We start from the raw sequence: 18,870 nt of genomic DNA on the forward strand, positions 1-18,870 counted from the left end.
AAATTACCGGATGGGCGCAGTGGGCCGGGCCGCAGAGTCTCGCAGAAATCACCTCGCAAGATGGATGAAAGGCCGATCACATGACCTCGTACAAGACTGAACCCAAACGCACGACCACGTGGATACTGATCGTGCTGGCAGGCGTCGCGATCGCCGCAGCCATATATTACTATTTCGACCAGATGAGCGGCAATCGCGCTGCGTCCGCGCCGCCGCCCAGCACCGAATGGACGACCGCGCCCGGCGGTGTCGAAGTCGAACTGCCGCAGACCCCGATGACCAATGTCCCCCCTGACGCGGTGCCAGCCCAAGGCGCTGCGCCCGAGGCCGCCACTGCGGATGAACAGCCGCAGGGCGAAGGCGAGACGTCCTGATTTCCGTTCGGCGCTGAAACCGGGTGCGGCAAAGCCTCGGGGCATTCACGGATATGGCATGGCGGCACTGCTGTGGTTGAGTGGCGGTGCAGGCAATCGCGGCAAGCGTGCTGCCCCCAAAGCGCTTCCCGGTTGTCTGCACTTCACGCAAAGCCGCGCCGACTGCCAGCCAGAGCGCCTTCCGACCATTCCGAAGCGCCCTGGTCGCGTCAGGAGCTCCGAAAGGGCGAAACCTCCCCTAGAACCGGAACGGCAGGCGGATCGCCAGCGACATGTCCGGGCTGTCATCGGTCAGCCCGATCCCGAGATTGGTGACAAGCGCAAGGCGCGGCCCGAGCGTGAAGGTCGCGCCGAAATTGGCGATCCCGACATTGGCCTGGCTGCCCACCACCGCGCGGCGTTCCTGGGCTTCGGGGGTCAGGTGGGTGCGCTGTACCAGCCGCTGGCTGTAGGACATCGAGATGCTCGACTTGTTATTGAGGGCAAAGGCCAGCCCCGCGCCGAACTGCCACGCATCGCCCACATCGACCCGTCCGGGAAGATCACCCGGATTCTCGTCGATATCATCGAAATCGCGGGAGAAGTTGCGGAAATAGGTCAGGTTGCCGAACACCACCAGCGGATCGATTGTCTTGAGCACTGCGACGCCGAGCGATGCGCCATAGACCCCGTTGCCGGTGGCCAGACGATCCGGCACCTGCAGATTGCCTTCGGTGTTCTCGACCTCGATGAAATCGACGCCGAAGGGATCGCGCCCGGTCGGGAACTTGACCCGCGCGCTCACCACCACATCGGGCGAACGCAGGGTCTCGGCCTTCACCCGGTAGCTCGCCCCGATGCTGACATCGCCGAAGCCTTCGTCGTGAACCGTTCGCTCGACCAGCGCCGAGGCCGAGCCTCCCGCCCCGCCGGAACGGAAATTGGACGTGCGGTAGAGGAACGGCACGTTGGCATCGACAAACAGCCGGTCGGTGATACCGTAGCGGATGGTCGGATCGAAGGTGAAGATATCCGACTTGATTTGATCGATGCTGATCGTGCCAAGAAAGATCGCATCAAGCGCGAGGAAGCCATTGAGCGAAATCCGCGCGTTATCGAAATGCGAATAGCCCAGCCCGAGGTCGAAACCGAGCCGGTCGCCGAAGCGGCCCTGCTGTTCCTGCGCGACTTCGACCACCGCATCGCTGGGGGCGGGAGAACGGCGATCCGGTTCCTCTCCTTCCACCCCGCTGCCCGGCGCAGGTTCATCCTGCGCCGCTCGCACGAAACCGCGATCAAGGTCCTGCTTGCGGAAGAAGGCGAGCGCCGGATCATCGGGGATCGCCAGCTTCTGCGGCGCGATATAGGCTCCGCGCAGTTCCGCCGCCTCGGCCGCTTCGATCGAGGCGAGTGGCACGGCTTCGGCCTTTTCGATCAGCGCCAGCCGCGCCTCAAGCTCGGCCAGCCGGCGGCGATACTCTGCTTCGCGCTGCTGCAGGCTTTCGACCTCCTCGCGCAAGGTTTCGACATCACCGGGTCCATCCGGCAAGTCTTGGGCGGCAGCAACCGCTGGTTGCAGGGCAAGCACACCCGCAATCGCAACCATCGCGGTCATCGGATACGAAAACTTCCTGGTCATCATCCTTCTCCCGATCATTATGGATTAAGCAGTTTCCACAGGGTGGCTGGGTCCGGCACGCCGGTTTCATTGAGCCTGACGCTGCGCTGGAAATCGCGGAAAGCGTCGCGCAAGGCGGGCGTGTAGGTGCCGTCCTCGGCGCCTGAGTAAAGCCCGCGCAATTGCAGCGCGGCCTGCGCGCGGCGCAGGATCGTCTCGTAAACAAAGGCACGGTTCTGTCCGTCGCCCACCTCGAGCATCTGCGAAAAGCGCGCGATCCGGTACGGACGCAGCCCCCCCACCATCCGCTGCGTCACCCCGACCAGCCGGTCTTCAGGGTGTTGCGCGCAGTGGTTCTCGACGATCAGATCAAGCGCGGCGGCATTGTGCCACGGGGTCAGATCGAAGGTATCGGGCTCGTAGAGATTGGCCGCGCTCAGATAGCCTTCGATGAAGCCGATCATGCGCTGGTAATCGGGCGAGGTGGTATCCCCCCGTGCCGCGATAAAGCGCTCGCAGGTCAGCATTCCGGCGCCTTCGACGGCAAACTGGCGCGGGTTGTCCTGGGCGTTGGCCGCAACCAGCGGTGCAACCGCCAAAAGGCCTGGCGCAAGCAAATGCATTTTCATCTCGATGTCTCCCCGATTGTGGCCCGCCTTCGTCAGAAGCCGTGGCCTTTCATTGCGCTCAGCGCCTCCTGCGCGCGCACGATCTGCTGATTCTGCAAGGCATCGACGCCGAAGATCACCGACGCCCGGTTCTCGATCATGTTGCTGTCGCTCACGAGAATGGTCTGCTGGAGCAGCTGGCCGATATCGCCGCCCGCAAGCTGGCTGGTGCTGTCGAGCCCGCCATTGCCGCTCATGATGATGCCAAGCTGGTTGTCGGCCATGCGGAAGTGGATCCGGTCACCATCGGGAAAGGCGATGTCGACGGGGCCGCCAGCGGCATTCATCCCCGCTTGCGACAGCGCCGGCACCGCCGAGGACGGCACGATCATCACCTGCATCCCGTTGAGCGCACGATTATCCGCCCCGGCGATGACATTGGCCTGCGCAGCCCCCGAAAAGGTCTCCAGCGCGCCCACCCCAAAGGCATCCTGCGGCGGGATATAGGGCACGTAACCTTCGTGGATATCGGTGACATCCATTCCCGGATCGCCGCCCGTCTCGCCACCCCGCGACCACGCGATCATCAGTTGCGGAACCGGCGCCCCGCCATTGCCGCCCGGCAGGAAATCGACACTGAACAGCAGCCGCGCAAGGGTGGTCACCCCGCTCGCATCCTGCCAGCTGGTGAGCATGGTGATCCCGAAGAACGAGACCGATTGCGGGGTCACAAACTTGCCGCGCATGTCGGCCAGCTCGTCGTCGGCAACCAGCATCGCCCCGCCAAGGGCCGAAAGGTCGGGCTTGCCGGCGGCAACCGGGGCCGCAGCCAGCGCGCAGGCGAGCGCGATGAGGGTGGAGCTGCGCCGGGCCTTGGCGCGGTCAGACTTGCGAAACGTACACATTGTCATGTTCCTTCAGAACGAAATTCGCGGGCCGAACCCGAATTCGGCCAGCTCGGCGCCGGGTATTGTCGCGGTAAGCTCGAGCAGGCGCTTGGCGGAGAGCGGCTCGGGCGGGTTGAGCAGGATGTTGTCGGCAACGTAGCCTTCGCCCGAGACGACAAAGAGGATGCCGTTCCAGGCCTCCTCGAACCGCGGGCGGGTCATGGTCATGTTGCCAAGCGCCGGATCGCCGATCGCCACCCGGTCATCCCAGGCGCGGCGGACGACCACGAAATGCTTGTAACCCCGGATGTCGAGCAGCACGATCGAAGGCACTTCAAGTTCACGCAGCGTCGCGTAATCGACCCGGTATCCTTCGGCCTGATAGTCGACCGACTGGGCATAGGTCTTCATGTCGAGCAGGGAGAAGCCCTTCTGCCGCACGATGTCGGGATCAGCGACGCGCAGCATGTTGACCAGCACCTGCTGTTCGGTGGTCTGGCGGCCAAAGGCGTAGTTGAAGATGGTCGCAAGCGCGGCCGCGCCGCAGCTGAAATCGGTGCGCTGGCGCACGAGGTTTGTGAATTTGCGATCTTTCCAGCTGTCGAGAGAGACAGCCAGCGTGGGAGCGGTCGTGCTCACCGCGCCAAGCCATAGCGGGGTTGCCGTGCCTTCGGGCACTGTCGAACAGCCGCCAGCCAGAGCGCAGGCCAGCAGTCCGGGAACGAACGCCAGCCGTGTCTGCATCGGATGCTTCATCTGTGCCATCACCCTCTCCCCTGATCGCGCCCCTGATTGTTTTTCCCCCCAGGTGATCAGGGGAAGGGCGCGAAGCCCTTCCCCGTCACGGCCGGCAGATCCTTGCTCGGGGGGACCTGGATCTGCCGGTGGCCTTCCGCCCATGGGTCGCAATGTGGCGGAAGCCCGTAGCCTGACGACGATCAGTCCGGATCGCCGCCGCCGGTCCCGCCGCCATTGGCAGGCGCACCGCCCGCCGAGGAGGCGATGGTCAGAGCATTGAGCTGCTGGTTGCCCACGCCCGAGGCGAAGTTCACCCCGACGTTGCCCGAGGTGCCGTCGATCACCAGGCCGGTGACCAGATTCTGGCTGTCCTGCTGCTCGACAAAGCTCAGGGTCGAGGTCTGGATCAGCCCGGCATTGGCTTCGGCGAGGGTCGTATCGTTCGCCACCGCGAGGGTCATCAGGTTGGCCTGCTGGTTGAGGCTACCCGCCGCTGCGTTGACACCGATATTGCCCGAACCGGCGATCGTCCCGCCAAGCACCGAATTGCGGTCGCGGAAGTTGTTATTGTCACCGCCCAATTCGGGATCATCGCCCGGCGAGGTGAAGCCCGGCGTTCCCTGCTGGCTCACGCCGAGCTGCGACTGGAACGCGGTGGTCGAAGCTTCCGACCAGCCGCCAACGGCATCATCCGAAGCATTGCTCGAGGTCGCCAGCGTTGCCGAGTTCATCTGCATGTTGAAGTAGCCGGCAGCCAGGTTGATCCCGGTATTGCCCGAGGAATCGATCGCGAAGCTATCGACCGTGTTGATCACCGGGGCGAAATAGCCAGCCCGGATCTGCGGTTCGAGCACGCCATCGATCAGGCCGTCATTCGGGTCATTGCCCGCTTCGCTCCAGCCCGGGCCGAACACCGGATCGACATAGCCGTTCTCGCCGTTGAGCTCGTTCTCCTCACGATACGTGACGGCAACACCTTGCAGCAGCTGCTTGGCATCGGTGATCGCCACCGCCGCGCTGTCGACCGCGATTTCGCCGGTGACAAAGGCACCGCCGAGAATGCCGACCAGCTTGACGAAGGTCGCATCGGTGGTGAGGCTGGTGTCGATGTTGTTGCTGTATTCAATGTCGACACTGGCATCGACCTCGACATCGAGCGGCGCTCCGTTGTGGTTCTGCGCCATGGCGGGCATGGCAACGAATGCTGCGGCCGCCGTGGTTGCAAGCAATAGCTTTTTCATCTCACTTCTCCTTCATTTACCTCAGGGTTGCCCGCTGGCCGTCACGGTCAGCGAGAAGGTGTTGGCAGAGGAATTCCTCTCGCCACCAATCAGGTTGGCCTGGAACACGCCGCTGCCCTGACCGAAGGCATCATCGTCAATGGCGATGAGGTCGTTCGGCCCGGTCGCGGCGAGTGCCGTGCCCCCGGATGGTTCGATCGGCGCGCGCGTTTGCTGGAGCTGCTGGTCCGTCAGCGCGCCCGCCTGGCCGATCACCAGCGCCGCCAGATTGGCAGACTGGTTGTGGGTTCCGGCCGTGATGTTGATACTGGCAAGGCCCGAAAGCCCCGAAAATGCCCCCGGCCCGAGCACGATCCGGGTGGCGCGATCGGCGCTGCCCGCATCGGCGTGCTGGACGATCCGGTCTTGACCAAGAGCCACATCGCCGATCGCGATAACCGCGCTTGATACCTGCTGGTTGCGGTTTCCCGCCACGATGTTGACAGCTAGCCGCCCGCTATGGCCTGCGCCCTCGCCGCCGGTCAGGATCACCTTGTCAACCGGCTGTTCGCCGGCTTCTGCGGCAAGGCTGCCCGGCGGCAAGACCAGTCCCGCAGCGAGCGCAATCAGCGCGAGACGGCTCACGGGCGACCTCCGGTAATGGCCGAGAGGCTGCCAAGCGCGCCTGACAGCGCCCCCATTGCCTGACCGATGGCCGAACCGCCTGAAAGACTCGCAGTTTCAGAGGCGACAAGCGCGCCCGTCTGCGATGGCTGCGCACCCCCGCCGAGCGGCGCGAAGTCCGACATCGCGGCCAGCGGTGCTGTCAGCGGCAGCGAACTGGTGACGCGCGATGTCTCGCTATCGGTCAAGGGAGCAAGGCCGAGCGCGATGGTGCCGGTGATGGCCCCGGTCGGCGCCGTCACCGTCGCATGGCTTCTGCCGGGAAAATGCGGATCGCCAATGGCGTGGCCCACATCGCGGGCATAAATGATCTCGCCTTCCTTGGCGGGAGCCGGCGCGGGAAGGGTTGACGCGGCCTGATCACCGGCAAGCACCGGTTGCGCAAGGCCGACAGACAGCACGGCCACCACCAATCCCGGTACCAATCCCGGCACCAATCCCGGCACCAATCCCGAAGCCAGTCGATGTGCAGCGGCGCAATGGGCCTGTGGCATGATCCCTCCTGTTGCCTGCCAGATCGGGCAAGCGAAAATAATGTTCGCATCCAAAAACTTATGCGGCCATTGATTGTCTGTAAGGATCGATGAAATGCAGGGTTTCAAAAATACGGTTTTATACTAAACAAAATTTAACTATTGCATCATGACAATATAAATTTCGTCCATCGCGATTATTGGCTAGTCAAAATTTTCTATATGCAGAAACTTGTTATTCTGCTGAACATTTCTTCTTTGGTTTTGACGCCAATCTTCTGATGACACTGGCGGATATGCGCCCGTATCGTGTGGATCGAGTTGCTGCGCTTTTTCGCAATCGCCTGCGGTGCGCGGCCCTCCATCAGGTCGGCAACGATCCGTGCCTCGCAATCCGTTAGGCCGAACAGCTTCTGCAGGTCGGCAATGCGCGGCAATCCATTATGTCCGGGGATGGCGAGCACGAGGCACACATGCTCTTCGTCCACCGCCGCTGCCCGCACCAGCAGAGGCGGGCCGCCAGCTGGCGGCTCCATGACGGCAATCTCGGTCTCATCGCCGCGCACCGCCAGCAGCCGCGCAATGGTTCCCGCGCGGGCCGCACCCTGGCCATCGGGCCACAGGGTTCTGGCACGGTCCCATTCCGCCTCGCTTGCCTGGGGCAGCGGATTGCGCGAGCTCGCCTGCACCTTGCCGCCGCGATCAACGATCACGCGCGCCTTGCCATCGAGGCGCGTCAGGCAGTCGAGCAGGGATGCGACTTCGGGGCTTGTTGCTGAATGCGAACTGGTCTTGTGGGCGGTGGTCATCTGGGTCCCCTGCGATTGGCTGCTGGCCGCCATCCGCTAACGCGCAGCGGACACGGCTTGAACGATGCACCTTGGAAATGCCTGAATTTCGCAAGGATCGGCCATCCGCAAACTTCCCGATAGGCCCTGTCGCGTCTCTCTTTGTTGCAGGTCAGACGCGGAGGCGGAGATGCGTCCGGATCGCAGAACGGCCTTGTGCCGCAGGCTCCGGCTTGCGATTGCCGCAATTGCTTTGGGCTTCTAATGTCGCGCGGCAGCAGGGAACCAACAACCGATGACCACTTGGCGTCTGGCGGGCCAGATTGACGATATCAGGGTGCCGCTGGCCGATGTGCAGCAGCGCGCAGAGGTTTGCGCAATCGCCACACTGGTCGAGATTTCAGGTTCCGCCCCGCGCGATCCGGGCGCGCAGATGCTGATCAGCGCCGATGACTATTGGGGTTTCCTTTCGGGCGGCTGCATCGAAGCCGATGTCGCCCGCCATGGACGCGAGGCCATGGCGGCGGGCGCAGCGCGGCGGCTGCGCTATGGCGAGGGCAGCCCGTGGATCGACATCAAACTTGCCTGCGGCAGCGGGATCACGGTGCTGGTCGAACCGGTCGCGGCCACAGATCAGGCGGTGGCATCCCTGCTGGACAGCCATGTCACGCGCCGTCCGGTGCTGTGGCAGAGTGATGGCGCAACCCGCAATGTGGTGGCTGGCGGCGATGCACCGGCTTTCGCATGGGATGGCGCACACTATGCCAGACTGTTCGAGCCCGTCCCGCGCCTTGTCCTGATCGGCGAAGATGGAACCGCATTGGCCGCTGCGGCGATGGCCGTGCAGGCGGGCATGGAGGCGGTGCTGATCACGCCGGGTGGCCCCGATCAGCCGCCCTTTCCCGGGATTGCCTATCACCGCGCTGCTGCCCCTGAGGCACTTGCTGCGATCGGCATCGACCGCTGGACCGCGATCGCGGTGCTTTCGCATGATCGCGAGGATGACGAGCGCGGACTGGCCGCTGCGCTGGTTTCGGATGCGTTCCATGTCGGCGCGATCGGCGCAAGGGCGCGGCTTGAGGCGCGCATAGCCAAGCTTCGCGGCCACGGGGTGAGCGAGGCAGACATTGCCCGGCTCCACGCGCCGATCGGGCTTCACGGCTTCGGCAAGGCTCCGCGCGACATCGCGCTGTCGCTGGTGGCACAGGTGGCGTGCGCCTTCCACGCCCGCTCGGCAGCGGAGAGATCTGAACGATTGTCGATATCCAGCACCGCGCCCATCGCATCAGTATCGAGATAGGCCACCCCTGCGCTACGCCGATTGAGCAATCCGGTCGCGCCCTGATCGCCCGTCAGCCGCGCCAGATCGGGCAGCGCCGCTGGAGCAAAGGCGACCGGATGGCCGGGCCTGCCGCCCACGCGCGGACGGGCAGCATAGCCTGCTTCTTCTGCCATGCCGGCGAGCGCCGGGCACAGGTGAACCGGCACCAGCGGCATATCGCCAAGGAACACGAATAGGCCCTTCCCCGGCTCGGCAAGCGCCGCAAGGCCGGTGTGCAGCGAGGCGGCCATGCCATCCTCCCAGTCAGGCGTTGACACGATCTGGCACGCCAGGCCTTGAACCGCGCCCGCAACCGCTTCGTGATCGGCGCCGACGGCAACCACCACCTCACCGAACCCTGCCGTGAGCACCATGTCGAGCGTGCGGCGGATCACCGGAACGCCGCCGAGCAGCGCGAGCAGTTTGCCTCCGCCGAAACGCCGCCCAGCTCCTGCCGCGAGCACCAGTGCACCCCAGCCTTCAAGGGTCATGGTGCGCGTCCGGTGATCAGGCCTTCGCCTGCGTCAGCAAAGGCAGGGCGCGGATACGCTTTCCGGTCGCCGCGAACAGCGCATTGGCTAGCGCGGCCGAGGCCGGCGGCACGCCGGGTTCGCCAATCCCGCCCATCGCCGCATCGCTTTCGATGAAGTGGACATCGATCATTGGCGGGGCATCGACCAGCTTCAACAGATTGTAATCGTTGAAATTGCTTTCAACCACCGCGCCCTTTTCCAGCGTGATGGCCTCGCCGATGGCTGACGAGAGCCCCATGATCATGCCGCCTGCAATCTGCGCTTCGGCGTTGATCGGGTTCACCGTTGTGCCGCAATCGACCACCGCCCAGGCCTTGAGCACCTTCGGGCTGCCGTCGTCCTTGACCGTCGCTTCGATCACTTCGGCCACGATTGTGCCGAAGCTTTCGACAATCGCGATCCCGCGCCCGGCCCCTTCGGGCAAGGGCGCACCCCAGCCTGACCGTTCGGCCACGGCGTCAAGCACCTTCTGGTGGCGCGAACCTTCGGGCAGATGTTTGCGGCGGAACTGGTAAGGATCTTCGCCCGCGGCATCGGCCAGCTCGTCGATGAAGCTTTCGTTGTAAAAGCCGATCTGGGTTGAATTGACCGAACGCCACGGGCCGTCGATCTGGTTCGAGGTGTAACCGAAATGGCGGCGCGAAGTGGCCGGGACTTGATAGATGAAGCCCGCCTCGCTTTCGGAATTGTCACCCTGAACGTAATCGGTGCGCCATGCCGCGATCCGGCCATCATCGCCGAGCGTGGCCGACAGCCGGGCCGAGGATTGCGCACGATAGGTACCATGGCGGACCTCTTCCTCGCGGCTCCAGATCAGCTTGACCGGATAGGGCACCTGCATGGCCAGCACCGTGACCTGATCGATGATTTCGGTCACGCCCGGAAACCGCCGACCAAAGCCGCCGCCCATGATCATCGGATTGAAGATCACATCATCCATCTCCAGCCCCGCAGCCGCGGCTGCGCGATCACGCGCACCGATCGGGTCCTGCAACCCGCCCCACAGGTGCAGTTTGCCATCCTTGAAATGGGCCGTGAGCGCGAAGGGCTCCATCATCGCATGGTGCAAGAAAGGAACGCGGAAATCGGCGGTGATGGTCTTGTCGCCCGCCGCCATCAACGCCGCATCGACATCACCCGCGCCCGCTTCGCCATCGGGCTTGCCCGCTTCGCGCAGCTTGTCCTGCGCAGCGTAGATCGCCGCAGTCGACATCGCACCATGACCGCCATCGGTGAACTTGGGCGAGAGCGCATTGAGGCCCTTCAAGGCCTGCCAGTATCCCTTGGCAACGACGATCACCGCGTCGTCCAGCGTCACCACTTTCTCAACCCCCGGCATGGCCAGCGCGGGCGCCTCGTCGACGGATTCGAGCTTGCCGCCGCGCACCGGCGCCGCCGCGATGGTCGCCACGCGCATGTCAGGCAGGGTGAAGTCGATGCCATAAACCGCGCTTCCATCGACCTTGGCCGGGATGTCGAGCCGGGTCACGGGCTTGCCGATCAGCTTGTAATCCTTGCGCGATTTGAGCACCGGATCGCGGGTGAGCGAGCGTTCCGCCGCGCCTGCCGCCAGTTCGCCATAGCGCAAGCTGCGGCCCGATGCGGCATGCGTCACCACGCTGTCAGCCGTGGTCAATTCGCCCGCAGGCACGCCCAGCCGGCTCGCCGCCTCCTCGATCAGTGCGAGCCGCACGGCCGCGCCGACAACGCGCATCCCGCCTTGGCCGGTAAAGCGCACCGCCGACGAACCGCCGGTAATCTGGATCTTCTGCGACCGCGTCAACATCCCGATCACCGCCACCGGCAACGCGTTGATGACACCGGGATAGCCGCTCATTTCGCCGAGGAAGCTCTGCACCAGCGCGGTGTTGGAAAAGGCCACATCAGACGGCGCCTGTTCGACCTTGACCTTGTCCCACGCGGCATCGAGTTCGTCGGCCAGCATCAGGCCCAGCGCCGTGTGCGTGCCCTGCCCCATGTCGATATGCGGAGAGAACACCGTGACCGTGTCATCCTCGGCAATCTTCATCCAGGTCAGGAAATTGTGCTCGCCCTCTGCGGTGGTGAGCGCCTTGGCCCGGGCACGCGCGCTGCTGTCGGCCCAGTACAGGCCGAACGCGCCGCCGCCCACCAGCAGCGCCGATCCGACCAGGAAGATGCGCCGCTTGACGCCCTTCTTCTTTACCGGCGCTATGGGCGCGGCGGCGGCTTCGGTCTCTTCGATGTCGGGATTGGGATTGTCGGCCATCATGCCTCTCCCTGCACGGCCGCAGCGGCGCTGCCGGTTGCGGCGAGGATCGCCGTGCGAATACGCGGATAGGTGCCGCAGCGGCAGATATTGGTCATCGCCTCGTCGATCTGGGCATCGGACGGCGTGCCATTGCGCTCGATCAGGGCGACCGCGGCCATGATCTGGCCCGATTGGCAATATCCGCATTGCGGGACCTGCGCATCGATCCAGGCCTGCTGCACCTTGTGGAGCGTGCCGTCTGCGCCCTTCAGCCCTTCGATGGTGGTCACCGCCCTGCCCGCAATCTCGCTGACGGGGACGCTGCACGAACGGGTCAACGCCCCGTCGACATGGACCGAACAGGCCCCGCAGGCGGCGATCCCGCAGCCGAACTTGGTGCCGGTAAGCGCCAGATCCTCACGCAGCACCCACAGCAGCGGCGTATCGGCCTCGGCCTCGACGCTCACCCCTTTGCCATTGACCGTAAAGGCAATTGCCACTGCGCAGAACTCCCCGTTTCCTCGAATGGGTTGTGTATAGCAACCCGTTGCCCCGCAGGCCATGGGAAAGACGACGAAGGTGCGAGGCGCTAGCGTTCCATCGCTGCAAGGGCGGCAGGCAAGGCAGATGCAAGCGCCATGGCCGCGCTGCGTGCTCCATCCCGATCAGCGTCGTCGGCGACCTCGTAGGTATAGGCGGGGATCGCATAGGTGGCGTGAAACCAGTTCTTGGCCGTGCCGCTGCCCGGATTGGCGTTGCGCGGTTCGATCGTGAAGGGGTAGCTGGCAAAGGCCGTCTCGCGGCCATCCAGCCATGCCGCCCGAAAACGCCGCTGCTGCGGGCTTGCCTCATCACCCTGTACGTAGAACAGGTTGCTGCGGGTCGAATGGAAATCCACCATCAGAACCGGGCGCACGCCCTGCGGCAAGGCATCGAGCCACGTCTTGACGCTGCGGGTTTCAGGCTGGGTGAAGGGCCCCCAATCGCGATTGATATCCACCGCGCCGCGATTGGCGCGCCAGTGGCCGCGCGCCGCGCCGTCGGGGTTGAGCATCGGCACGATCAGGAACTGCAGGTCGCCGGTTTCCTTCGCATTGCCCCCGATCATCGCGACCAGTTGATCAACAAAGGCCTGCATGGCGATTGCCCCGGTGACTTCTGGAGGATGCTGACGGCCGAGCAGCACCACCAACCGCGGCGCATCGGCGCGGCCCAGCCGGATCGCCTCCACCGCGCGCCCATCATGCGAATGGCCGAGCGTGAAGACCGGCGATCCGGTTGCCCCGCTCCAGCGTTGAAGGTCGGCACGGGCATCGCCCGGCGTGATGATCTCCTGCGCGGCAATCAGCGCCTTGCCCGGTGGCAGGTGCAGCTTTGCCGCCATGTCCGTTTCACCCGGCTCGACCGGCAGATCGCGCCATGTGCTGCCGTCATGATATTTGGGCGCATAGCGGTGGCGCCCGCCGAGATAGCGCAATATCACGGTGACCGGAGCGCTGCCTTCGGCCTCGTAGCGAAATGCATACCACGGGCTGGGATTGATCGGGGGCGCATGTTCGGGGGTCACCAGCAAGGTGAATTCCCGCTCCCCGGTGACCGCGCAGGCCGAAGCCGACGCGCCTGGGAAATCGAAATGGAGGCTGGCCGACGCGGTTCGGCACTCTCCCGTTGCCGGACTGGCCGGCGCAGCCGTAGTCGGGGGCGGCGCGGGGGACGGCGCATGCGCGCACGCCCCCGTTGCCATGACAAGGCTGGCAATGACAGGCCAGTGCCTCACCACCGCGCCGCACTCCGCATCAGAACGGCTTGCGCAGTTCGACCCGGAACACCCGCCCGCGCGGCGTGTGCAGCGCGCTGAGGTAACCATAGGTTTCATCAGCCAGCGGCGGATCCTTGTCGAACAGGTTGTTGATGCCGAACCGCAGGCGGGTACCATCAAGCGCGGTGTCATTGTCGATGGTATAGGCGACCGCGGCATTGATGGTAAGGAAATCATTCACCCGGAATAAGTTCGCGTTGGGATTATCCGACACGATCGGGTTGTCACGGGTCACGCTGGTGTTCCAGACCTCGCCGACGTAATTCGCGAAAAGCGACAGGTCGACCGGCCCGGTATCCCAGTTGACCGATCCGCTGAAGCGCCACTTGGGCCGTCCGTCGAGCTCGAGCACTTCGCCAAGTCCGCCAACCACGACTTCTGGTGGCAGAACCCCGCTGGCAACCCCATCGATCAGTTCCTGCGCATCAGGGCCGGCTGACTGGACGAAGCTGTCCAGACGCGCCGCGTTGAAGCGCAGACGGAACTTGCCGATGCCGAAATCGGGGACGTTGTAGAGCAGACCGAAATCCCAGCCCTTCGAAACACGGCTGTCGAGGTTGAGATAGGGATCGTCCACAAACAAGATCTCGCCCGCCGGAGAAAGGCTGGTCCCGGCGAACAGGTCGATCTCTTCCTGGGTCGGAGCGGCGCGGACCACGTTGGGGTTGACGCCGCCCGTGAGCCGCCGCAGCAGATCGAGCGCGATCGCATTGTCATCCCCGAAGGTGCCCACCAGCCCGCGCTGCTTCACGCGCCAGTAATCCGCCGTCAGCGTCAGGCCGGGCAGGAACCTCGGTTCGAGCACGAGGCCGAGGTTGATGCTGGTGCTGTCCTCCGGTTCGAGCTGGTCGGTGCCCGAACGGAAGCTGATCACGCCCGCCCCCGGACACACGCCGAGATCATCGATGATGCCCTTTTCAACCTGTGCCTGACAGATCACGAAATCATCGCGGGTGTTGGAACGGGTGGTGCCGGCGTCATTGACCTGAACGAGGTTCGGCGCCCGGAAACCTTGCGACCAGGCACCGCGGAAACTGATCCCGGGGATCACCATCCACGAGGCCGCAACGCGCGGGACCACGGCGGTTTCGTTGATGTCGGCAAAATGCTCCATCCGGCCCGCCAGCTGGAGATTCAGTGACTCGATCAGCGGGATATCCATATCCTCGCTCACCAGCGGGACAAAGGCTTCGGCAAAGGCCGACCAGACCTGCCGCGCGCCGCTGGTATCGGGCGAGGGGCTGGTGCCCGCCACGTCGCTTTCGTTGAACACGCCGGTGACGCTGTCGGTCCATGTGATGGTGCCATCAAGCCGCGGGTCGCGATCGTCGAAGAAGGTTTCGCGCCGCCATTCAATCCCCGCCGCAATCCCGACATCGCCGCCGGGCAGCGCGAGCAGGCTGCTGTTGCTGACCTTGAAATCTGCCAACGCAAGGGTGGTGCCGCCGCGGCGGAACACGTCGATGACGAAGGGATCGATCACGCTTTGCGGGTTGGGGGTGCAATCGCCCTGACCCGGATCACCGGTCACGCAGCCGCCATTGAAGGGGTTATAGGCATCGGGTGTCGAACGGTTGATCGCCTCCTGCATCAGCGTCAGCGAGACGCGGTTGCCTTCGAGGTCGGTCAGCTTGGCTTCGGAATAGACGAAGCCGGTGTCGAAATCCCACGCGCCGAAATTGCCGCGCAGGCCGCCGACGAGGCGATAGGTGTCCTTGTCGACATCCACGGTGCGGGGGCCGACATCGACGAAGCGGTAACGTTCCATGATAAGGTCCGCGCCGCCAGCGGGAATGCTGGTGCCCGCCAGACGGTTGGGATTGGCCGTTCCGTCCGGCAGCGTCGTCGCACCGAAGGGGTTCCAGTAGGCATTGCGCGAAATCCCCACCGGCACCGCACTGAGGATCGCTGCGGGGGTAATGTTGCGGCTGCTTTCCGAACGGAAATAGGTGCCTTCGAAATAGGCCTCAAGGCTGTTGGAGAGTTCGTAACTGAACAATGCGGCTGCGTTGTAGCGGGTCTTTTCGCTGATCAGCGTGGTGCCGAAGGCGCGGTTATAACGCACATCGGGCGTCGGCGTGGTGCCGTTACGGGCGCACAGGCCATCGCCGAAATCGAGCCGGCAGCCGGGAAAGCTGGATGGCTGCAGATAGAAGTCGTCATCGCGGATCGGCGTGGCGTTGTTGGGCGCCTGAATGTCGAACTGGCCGAACGGGCCAAAGGTGTTGCGGTTGTTGAACTGCGTATCACCCTCGAAATCGGTGCCCTCCACCAGCGGGAGCCGATTGTCATCGGCGGAATAGGGACGCTCGGAAGACGGCATGCCATTTTCGTGGAAATAGCTGCCATAGAATGTGAGGTTTGCGCGCCCTTCGGCGAAGTCGAAGCCATAGCCGCCGTTGAAGATGGTGCTGTAAAGGCTGGTACCTTCCGACCCGCGCCATTCCGCCTCGACAAACCCGCCCTTGCGGTTGCCGCGCAGCACGGTGTTGACCACGCCGGCCACTGCGTCTGCGCCGTAGATCGCCGAAGCGCCGTCGCGCAGCACTTCGAGCCGCCGGACGCTGCCCGGCGCGATTTCATTGGCATCCGCGCTGACCACAGGCACCAGCAGCTCGGTCTGGAAGCCGGGGCTCAGCACCATGCGCCGCCCGTTGATCAGCACCAGCGTGTTGCCGGTGCCAAGATCGCGCAGGTTGATCGAGGCGACATCGCCGCGGGCGTTGTTCTGGGACACATCGTTCTGTTCGTTGAACGCGACGCCGCCCGCCTGCGGAATGGCGCGGAACAGATCATCACCCGATGCCCCGGCGATGTTCTGGATGTCGATCTCGTCGACAACGGTCACCGGCAACACATCGTTGATCTTGGCACCCTGGATCTGGGTGCCGGTGACGATGATCTCGCGCTCCAGCCGCGGCGCGTCAGTGGTTACCTCCGCAGCTGCATCTGGCGCGGCATTATCCTGCGCGTTAACCGCGGTGGCGGCGATCAGGCTGCCACCGCACATCAGAGCAAGCCTGCCCAGAAGCCGTGTCGACATATTCATTCTCCCTGTTTTTCAATAATTTCAATCGAGCGCGCCCAGTGCTCGAACAGCGCAGGCCATTGGCTGATGACCTGATCGGGTTTGCCGAGACCCCAGCCGTGCCCGCCGTCGCGGAACATGTGCAGCTCCGCGCTCGCCCCGGCGGCGACCAGTTTCTCGAACAATAAAATGCCATGGCCCGGCGGCGTGATCGCATCGTCGGCGGCGGCAAAGATGATGGTGGGCGGCGCGTGCTTGTCCGCATGGGTATCGAGCGACCATTCGGTCTCGGCCTTGGTGCTGGCCTTGTCACCCACGATCTCGCGCCGGGTGCGGGTGTTGTCATAGGGCCTGCGCAGGGTCACGACCGGAAACAGCAGCACCGCGAAATCGGGCCGCGCCGAGGCTTTTTCGTAAGCATCGGCCCCGGCGTAAAGCGCGCGGTCGGGCTGATAGGCGGTGAAGCCTGCAAGATGGCCGCCTGCGGAAAAGCCCATGATTCCGATCTTTGCGGGATCGAGGCTGAATTCGCTCGCACGGCTGCGGATAATCTTCATCGCCCGCTGTGCATCCATGAACGGAGCGGTGGAATCCCAGCCATCATTGGGCAGGCGATAGATCAGTTCGAACACGGTGAAGCCGCGCGCCTGCAGCCATTCGGCGGCCGGGGTGCTTTCCTTCCACAGCTGGATGCGGAAATAGCCGCCTCCGCCCGCCACCAGCACCGCCGCGCCATTGGGCTTGGCCGGGCGATAGACACGCATGCGCGGGGTGGAAATGTTCCACACCGCACCATAGGCACCGCCCTTGTCGCCCAGCACCTCAGGCCCTGTGACGTTGCCATTGGCAGGCGCACGGCCCGGCCACAGCAGGATTTCTTCAGGGGTGCCTTGCGCGGCGGCAAGCGGCACAAGCGGCCAGGCTCCGGCCAGCATGGTCAGCAGAACTCCATGCGCCAGCAGATGACGACGAGGGATCACGGGGTCTTCTCCAGCATTTCTGCGATCTTCTCGCTCACCGGGCCGCTGCGTTCGTGGCGTTCGATGTCTTCCTCGGGCAGCGGCATGGGGATGCCCGCCATCGCCGCCGCCAGCCGCTCGCGATCGAGCGCGTTCTCCCACCGCGCCACCACGATCGTCGCCACCGCATTGCCGATGAAATTGGTGATCGCGCGGCATTCGCTCATGAACCGGTCGATGCCCAGGATCAGCGCCATCCCCGCCACCGGCACGCTCGGCACCACCGACAGCGTGGCGGCAAGGATCACGAAGCCCGCCCCCGTCACACCCGCCGCGCCCTTGGAACTGATCATCGCCACCAGCACCAGCGCGAGCTGTTCCGACAACGAAAGGTCGATCCCCAGCGCCTGCGCGATGAACAGCGCGGCCAGCGTCATGTAAATATTGGTGCCGTCGAGATTGAAGGAATAGCCGGTCGGCACCACCATCCCGACCACCGCCTTGCGGCAACCGGCAATTTCCATCTTCTCCATCAGGCTCGGCAGCGCGGCCTCGGAGGATGACGTGCCCAGCACCAGCAGCAGTTCCTCGCGCAGATAGCGGATCAAGGCGAAGATCGAGAAGCCGGTGAGGTAACCGACCACCCCCAGCACCACCAGAACGAACAGCAGCGAGGTCACGTAGAAGGTCGCGATCAGCGCCGCGAGGTTGGCGAGCGAGCCCAATCCGAATTCGCCGATGGTAAAGGCAATCGCGCCGAAGGCCCCGATCGGCGCGAACTTCATCAGCATGTGGACCAGCTTGAACACCACCTCGCTGAAGGACGACAGCACGTCCATCACCAGATCGCTGTGCGGGCGGGTCGCGGCAATCGCGACGCCGGCGAGGATGGCGACCAGCAGCACTTGCAGGATGTTGCCGTCCGTCACCGCGCTGAACAGGGTTTCGGGAATGATATTGAGCAGAAATCCGCTGATCGACTGCGCCTCGGCAGTCTTGGCATAGCCTTCGACTGCGGCAGTATCGAGCGTGGCCGGATCAATGTTCAGCCCTTCACCCGGACGGACGACATTGGCAACGATCAGCCCGATGATCAGCGCCAGCGTGGAAAAGAACAGGAAATAGGCAAAGGCCTTGCCCGCGACGCTGCCGACCTGCTTCATGTCGCTCATCCCGGCAATGCCAGTGGCAACGGTGAGGAAGATCACCGGCGCGATGATCATCTTGACCAGCTTGATGAAGCCATCGCCCAGCGGCTTCAATGCCGTGCCAGCCTCAGGCGCGAGGTGGCCGATCAGCGCGCCGACGAAGATCGCCGCCAACACCTGCACATAAAGCTGGCGATAGAGCGGCTTCTTCGCCGGCAGGGCAATGGCCCCCGGTGTGATGGCTGCGTGCGCGCCCATTGGTCGCTGGTTTCCCCGGATCCTGTCTCTCAACCCCCAGAATCGGGCCACAAGGCCGTGCTCGCAAGCAAATCACCCACAGAATCGGCGGTTCGCATATTCAAAGGATTAGCGGGATCGCGCGCCATTCCTGTGCGAATATCCGCACAAATTTCTTGCCCGGAATGCGGAAAAGCGCACAAGCACATCCCAGAGGAGCACCGCA

The 18,870-nt window shown here is 64.2% G+C and carries 16 protein-coding genes and 1 pseudogene; 2 read left to right on the forward strand and 15 right to left on the reverse strand.

Translation table 11 applies throughout. The features are described 5' to 3' along the window. Nucleotides 1-80 precede the first annotated feature (80 nt). Nucleotides 81-374, forward strand: coding sequence for a hypothetical protein (locus tag BUA05_RS03795; RefSeq protein ID WP_072673342.1), 294 nt, complete (start codon nt 81-83; stop codon nt 372-374). Between the two features lie 238 nt (nt 375-612). On the opposite strand, the gene BUA05_RS03800 is transcribed toward BUA05_RS03795, so the two are convergent. The 8 genes from BUA05_RS03800 to BUA05_RS03835 all read right to left on the reverse strand — a co-directional run bounded on the left by BUA05_RS03800 (nt 613) and on the right by BUA05_RS03835 (nt 7,390). After that, nucleotides 613-1,992 (reverse strand): transporter, encoded by a 1,380-nt coding sequence (locus BUA05_RS03800; RefSeq protein WP_143150253.1) that lies wholly within the window; start codon nt 1,990-1,992, stop codon nt 613-615. A gap of 17 nt (nt 1,993-2,009) precedes the next feature. Then, nucleotides 2,010-2,600, reverse strand: coding sequence for a peptidoglycan-binding domain-containing protein (locus BUA05_RS03805; protein ID WP_072673343.1), 591 nt, complete (start codon nt 2,598-2,600; stop codon nt 2,010-2,012). A gap of 32 nt (nt 2,601-2,632) precedes the next feature. Then, entirely contained in the window at nt 2,633-3,484 is an 852-nt protein-coding gene (locus BUA05_RS03810) for a hypothetical protein (RefSeq protein ID WP_086616496.1), read from the reverse strand. A gap of 12 nt (nt 3,485-3,496) precedes the next feature. Next, on the reverse strand, nt 3,497-4,231 hold the full coding sequence (locus BUA05_RS03815; protein ID WP_158093682.1) for a C39 family peptidase: 735 nt from the start codon (nt 4,229-4,231) through the stop codon (nt 3,497-3,499). A 173-nt stretch (nt 4,232-4,404) separates the two neighbouring features. Next, nucleotides 4,405-5,445, reverse strand: a complete 1,041-nt coding sequence (locus BUA05_RS03820; RefSeq protein WP_072673345.1) for a hypothetical protein — start codon at nt 5,443-5,445, stop codon at nt 4,405-4,407. Between the two features lie 21 nt (nt 5,446-5,466). Further along, nucleotides 5,467-6,069, reverse strand: coding sequence for a hypothetical protein (locus BUA05_RS03825; RefSeq protein ID WP_072673346.1), 603 nt, complete (start codon nt 6,067-6,069; stop codon nt 5,467-5,469). Continuing rightward, a complete protein-coding gene (locus tag BUA05_RS03830) occupies nt 6,066-6,602 on the reverse strand; it encodes a hypothetical protein (RefSeq protein ID WP_143150254.1) in 537 nt (178 codons plus the stop codon). Before BUA05_RS03830 ends, BUA05_RS03825 begins: the two co-directional genes overlap by 4 nt. Before the next feature lie 197 nt (nt 6,603-6,799). After that, a complete protein-coding gene (locus BUA05_RS03835) occupies nt 6,800-7,390 on the reverse strand; it encodes a helix-turn-helix transcriptional regulator (protein WP_143150255.1) in 591 nt (196 codons plus the stop codon). 274 nt (nt 7,391-7,664) lie between these two features. Between BUA05_RS03835 and BUA05_RS03840 the strand changes: the two genes are divergently transcribed. After that, complete coding sequence (locus BUA05_RS03840) at nt 7,665-8,669, forward strand: XdhC family protein (protein WP_072673349.1); 1,005 nt, start codon at nt 7,665-7,667, stop codon at nt 8,667-8,669. 26 nt (nt 8,670-8,695) lie between these two features. Here the strand turns inward: BUA05_RS03840 and BUA05_RS14890 are convergent. From BUA05_RS14890 to BUA05_RS03875, 7 genes and pseudogenes are all read right to left on the reverse strand, one after another. Further along, nucleotides 8,696-9,181 (reverse strand): annotated as a pseudogene (locus tag BUA05_RS14890) (nucleotidyltransferase family protein); the annotation flags it as partial. A 16-nt stretch (nt 9,182-9,197) separates the two neighbouring features. Next, the gene (locus BUA05_RS03850) at nt 9,198-11,471 is read right to left on the reverse strand and encodes a xanthine dehydrogenase family protein molybdopterin-binding subunit (protein ID WP_245790073.1); all 2,274 of its coding nucleotides are present in this window, start codon (nt 11,469-11,471) and stop codon (nt 9,198-9,200) included. Continuing rightward, entirely contained in the window at nt 11,471-11,953 is a 483-nt protein-coding gene (locus tag BUA05_RS03855) for a (2Fe-2S)-binding protein (RefSeq protein WP_245790074.1), read from the reverse strand. Before BUA05_RS03855 ends, BUA05_RS03850 begins: the two co-directional genes overlap by 1 nt. 89 nt (nt 11,954-12,042) lie before the next feature. Further along, complete coding sequence (locus tag BUA05_RS03860) at nt 12,043-13,020, reverse strand: M14 family metallopeptidase (RefSeq protein WP_245790079.1); 978 nt, start codon at nt 13,018-13,020, stop codon at nt 12,043-12,045. 229 nt (nt 13,021-13,249) lie between these two features. Then, entirely contained in the window at nt 13,250-16,315 is a 3,066-nt protein-coding gene (locus BUA05_RS03865) for a TonB-dependent receptor domain-containing protein (protein ID WP_084662458.1), read from the reverse strand. Nucleotides 16,316-16,317: 2 nt separating this feature from the next. Further along, nucleotides 16,318-17,280, reverse strand: coding sequence for an alpha/beta hydrolase (locus tag BUA05_RS03870; protein WP_245790075.1), 963 nt, complete (start codon nt 17,278-17,280; stop codon nt 16,318-16,320). Further along, entirely contained in the window at nt 17,277-18,665 is a 1,389-nt protein-coding gene (locus BUA05_RS03875; RefSeq protein WP_072673353.1) for a dicarboxylate/amino acid:cation symporter, read from the reverse strand. The genes BUA05_RS03870 and BUA05_RS03875 overlap by 4 nt, the downstream gene beginning before the upstream one ends. Nucleotides 18,666-18,870 lie beyond the last annotated feature (205 nt).

The organism is Erythrobacter sanguineus (assembly GCF_900143235.1).
Taxonomy (GTDB): Bacteria; Pseudomonadota; Alphaproteobacteria; order Sphingomonadales; family Sphingomonadaceae; genus Erythrobacter; species Erythrobacter sanguineus.

Excerpts from the sequence above, each read along its gene's own strand:
- BUA05_RS03840 (WP_072673349.1), top strand. The coding sequence starts at position 7,665 with ATGACCACTTGGCGTCTGGCGGGCCAGATTGACGATATCAGGGTGCCG.
- BUA05_RS03865 (WP_084662458.1), bottom strand. The coding sequence starts at position 16,315 with ATGTCGACACGGCTTCTGGGCAGGCTTGCTCTGATGTGCGGTGGCAGC.
- BUA05_RS03875 (WP_072673353.1), bottom strand. The coding sequence starts at position 18,665 with ATGGGCGCGCACGCAGCCATCACACCGGGGGCCATTGCCCTGCCGGCG.
- BUA05_RS03835 (WP_143150255.1), bottom strand. The coding sequence starts at position 7,390 with ATGACCACCGCCCACAAGACCAGTTCGCATTCAGCAACAAGCCCCGAA.
- BUA05_RS03810 (WP_086616496.1), bottom strand. The coding sequence starts at position 3,484 with ATGTGTACGTTTCGCAAGTCTGACCGCGCCAAGGCCCGGCGCAGCTCC.
- BUA05_RS03795 (WP_072673342.1), top strand. The coding sequence starts at position 81 with ATGACCTCGTACAAGACTGAACCCAAACGCACGACCACGTGGATACTG.
- BUA05_RS03800 (WP_143150253.1), bottom strand. The coding sequence starts at position 1,992 with ATGACCAGGAAGTTTTCGTATCCGATGACCGCGATGGTTGCGATTGCG.
- BUA05_RS03830 (WP_143150254.1), bottom strand. The coding sequence starts at position 6,602 with ATGCCACAGGCCCATTGCGCCGCTGCACATCGACTGGCTTCGGGATTG.
- BUA05_RS03815 (WP_158093682.1), bottom strand. The coding sequence starts at position 4,231 with ATGGCACAGATGAAGCATCCGATGCAGACACGGCTGGCGTTCGTTCCC.
- BUA05_RS03850 (WP_245790073.1), bottom strand. The coding sequence starts at position 11,471 with ATGGCCGACAATCCCAATCCCGACATCGAAGAGACCGAAGCCGCCGCC.
- BUA05_RS03805 (WP_072673343.1), bottom strand. The coding sequence starts at position 2,600 with ATGAAAATGCATTTGCTTGCGCCAGGCCTTTTGGCGGTTGCACCGCTG.
- BUA05_RS03820 (WP_072673345.1), bottom strand. The coding sequence starts at position 5,445 with ATGAAAAAGCTATTGCTTGCAACCACGGCGGCCGCAGCATTCGTTGCC.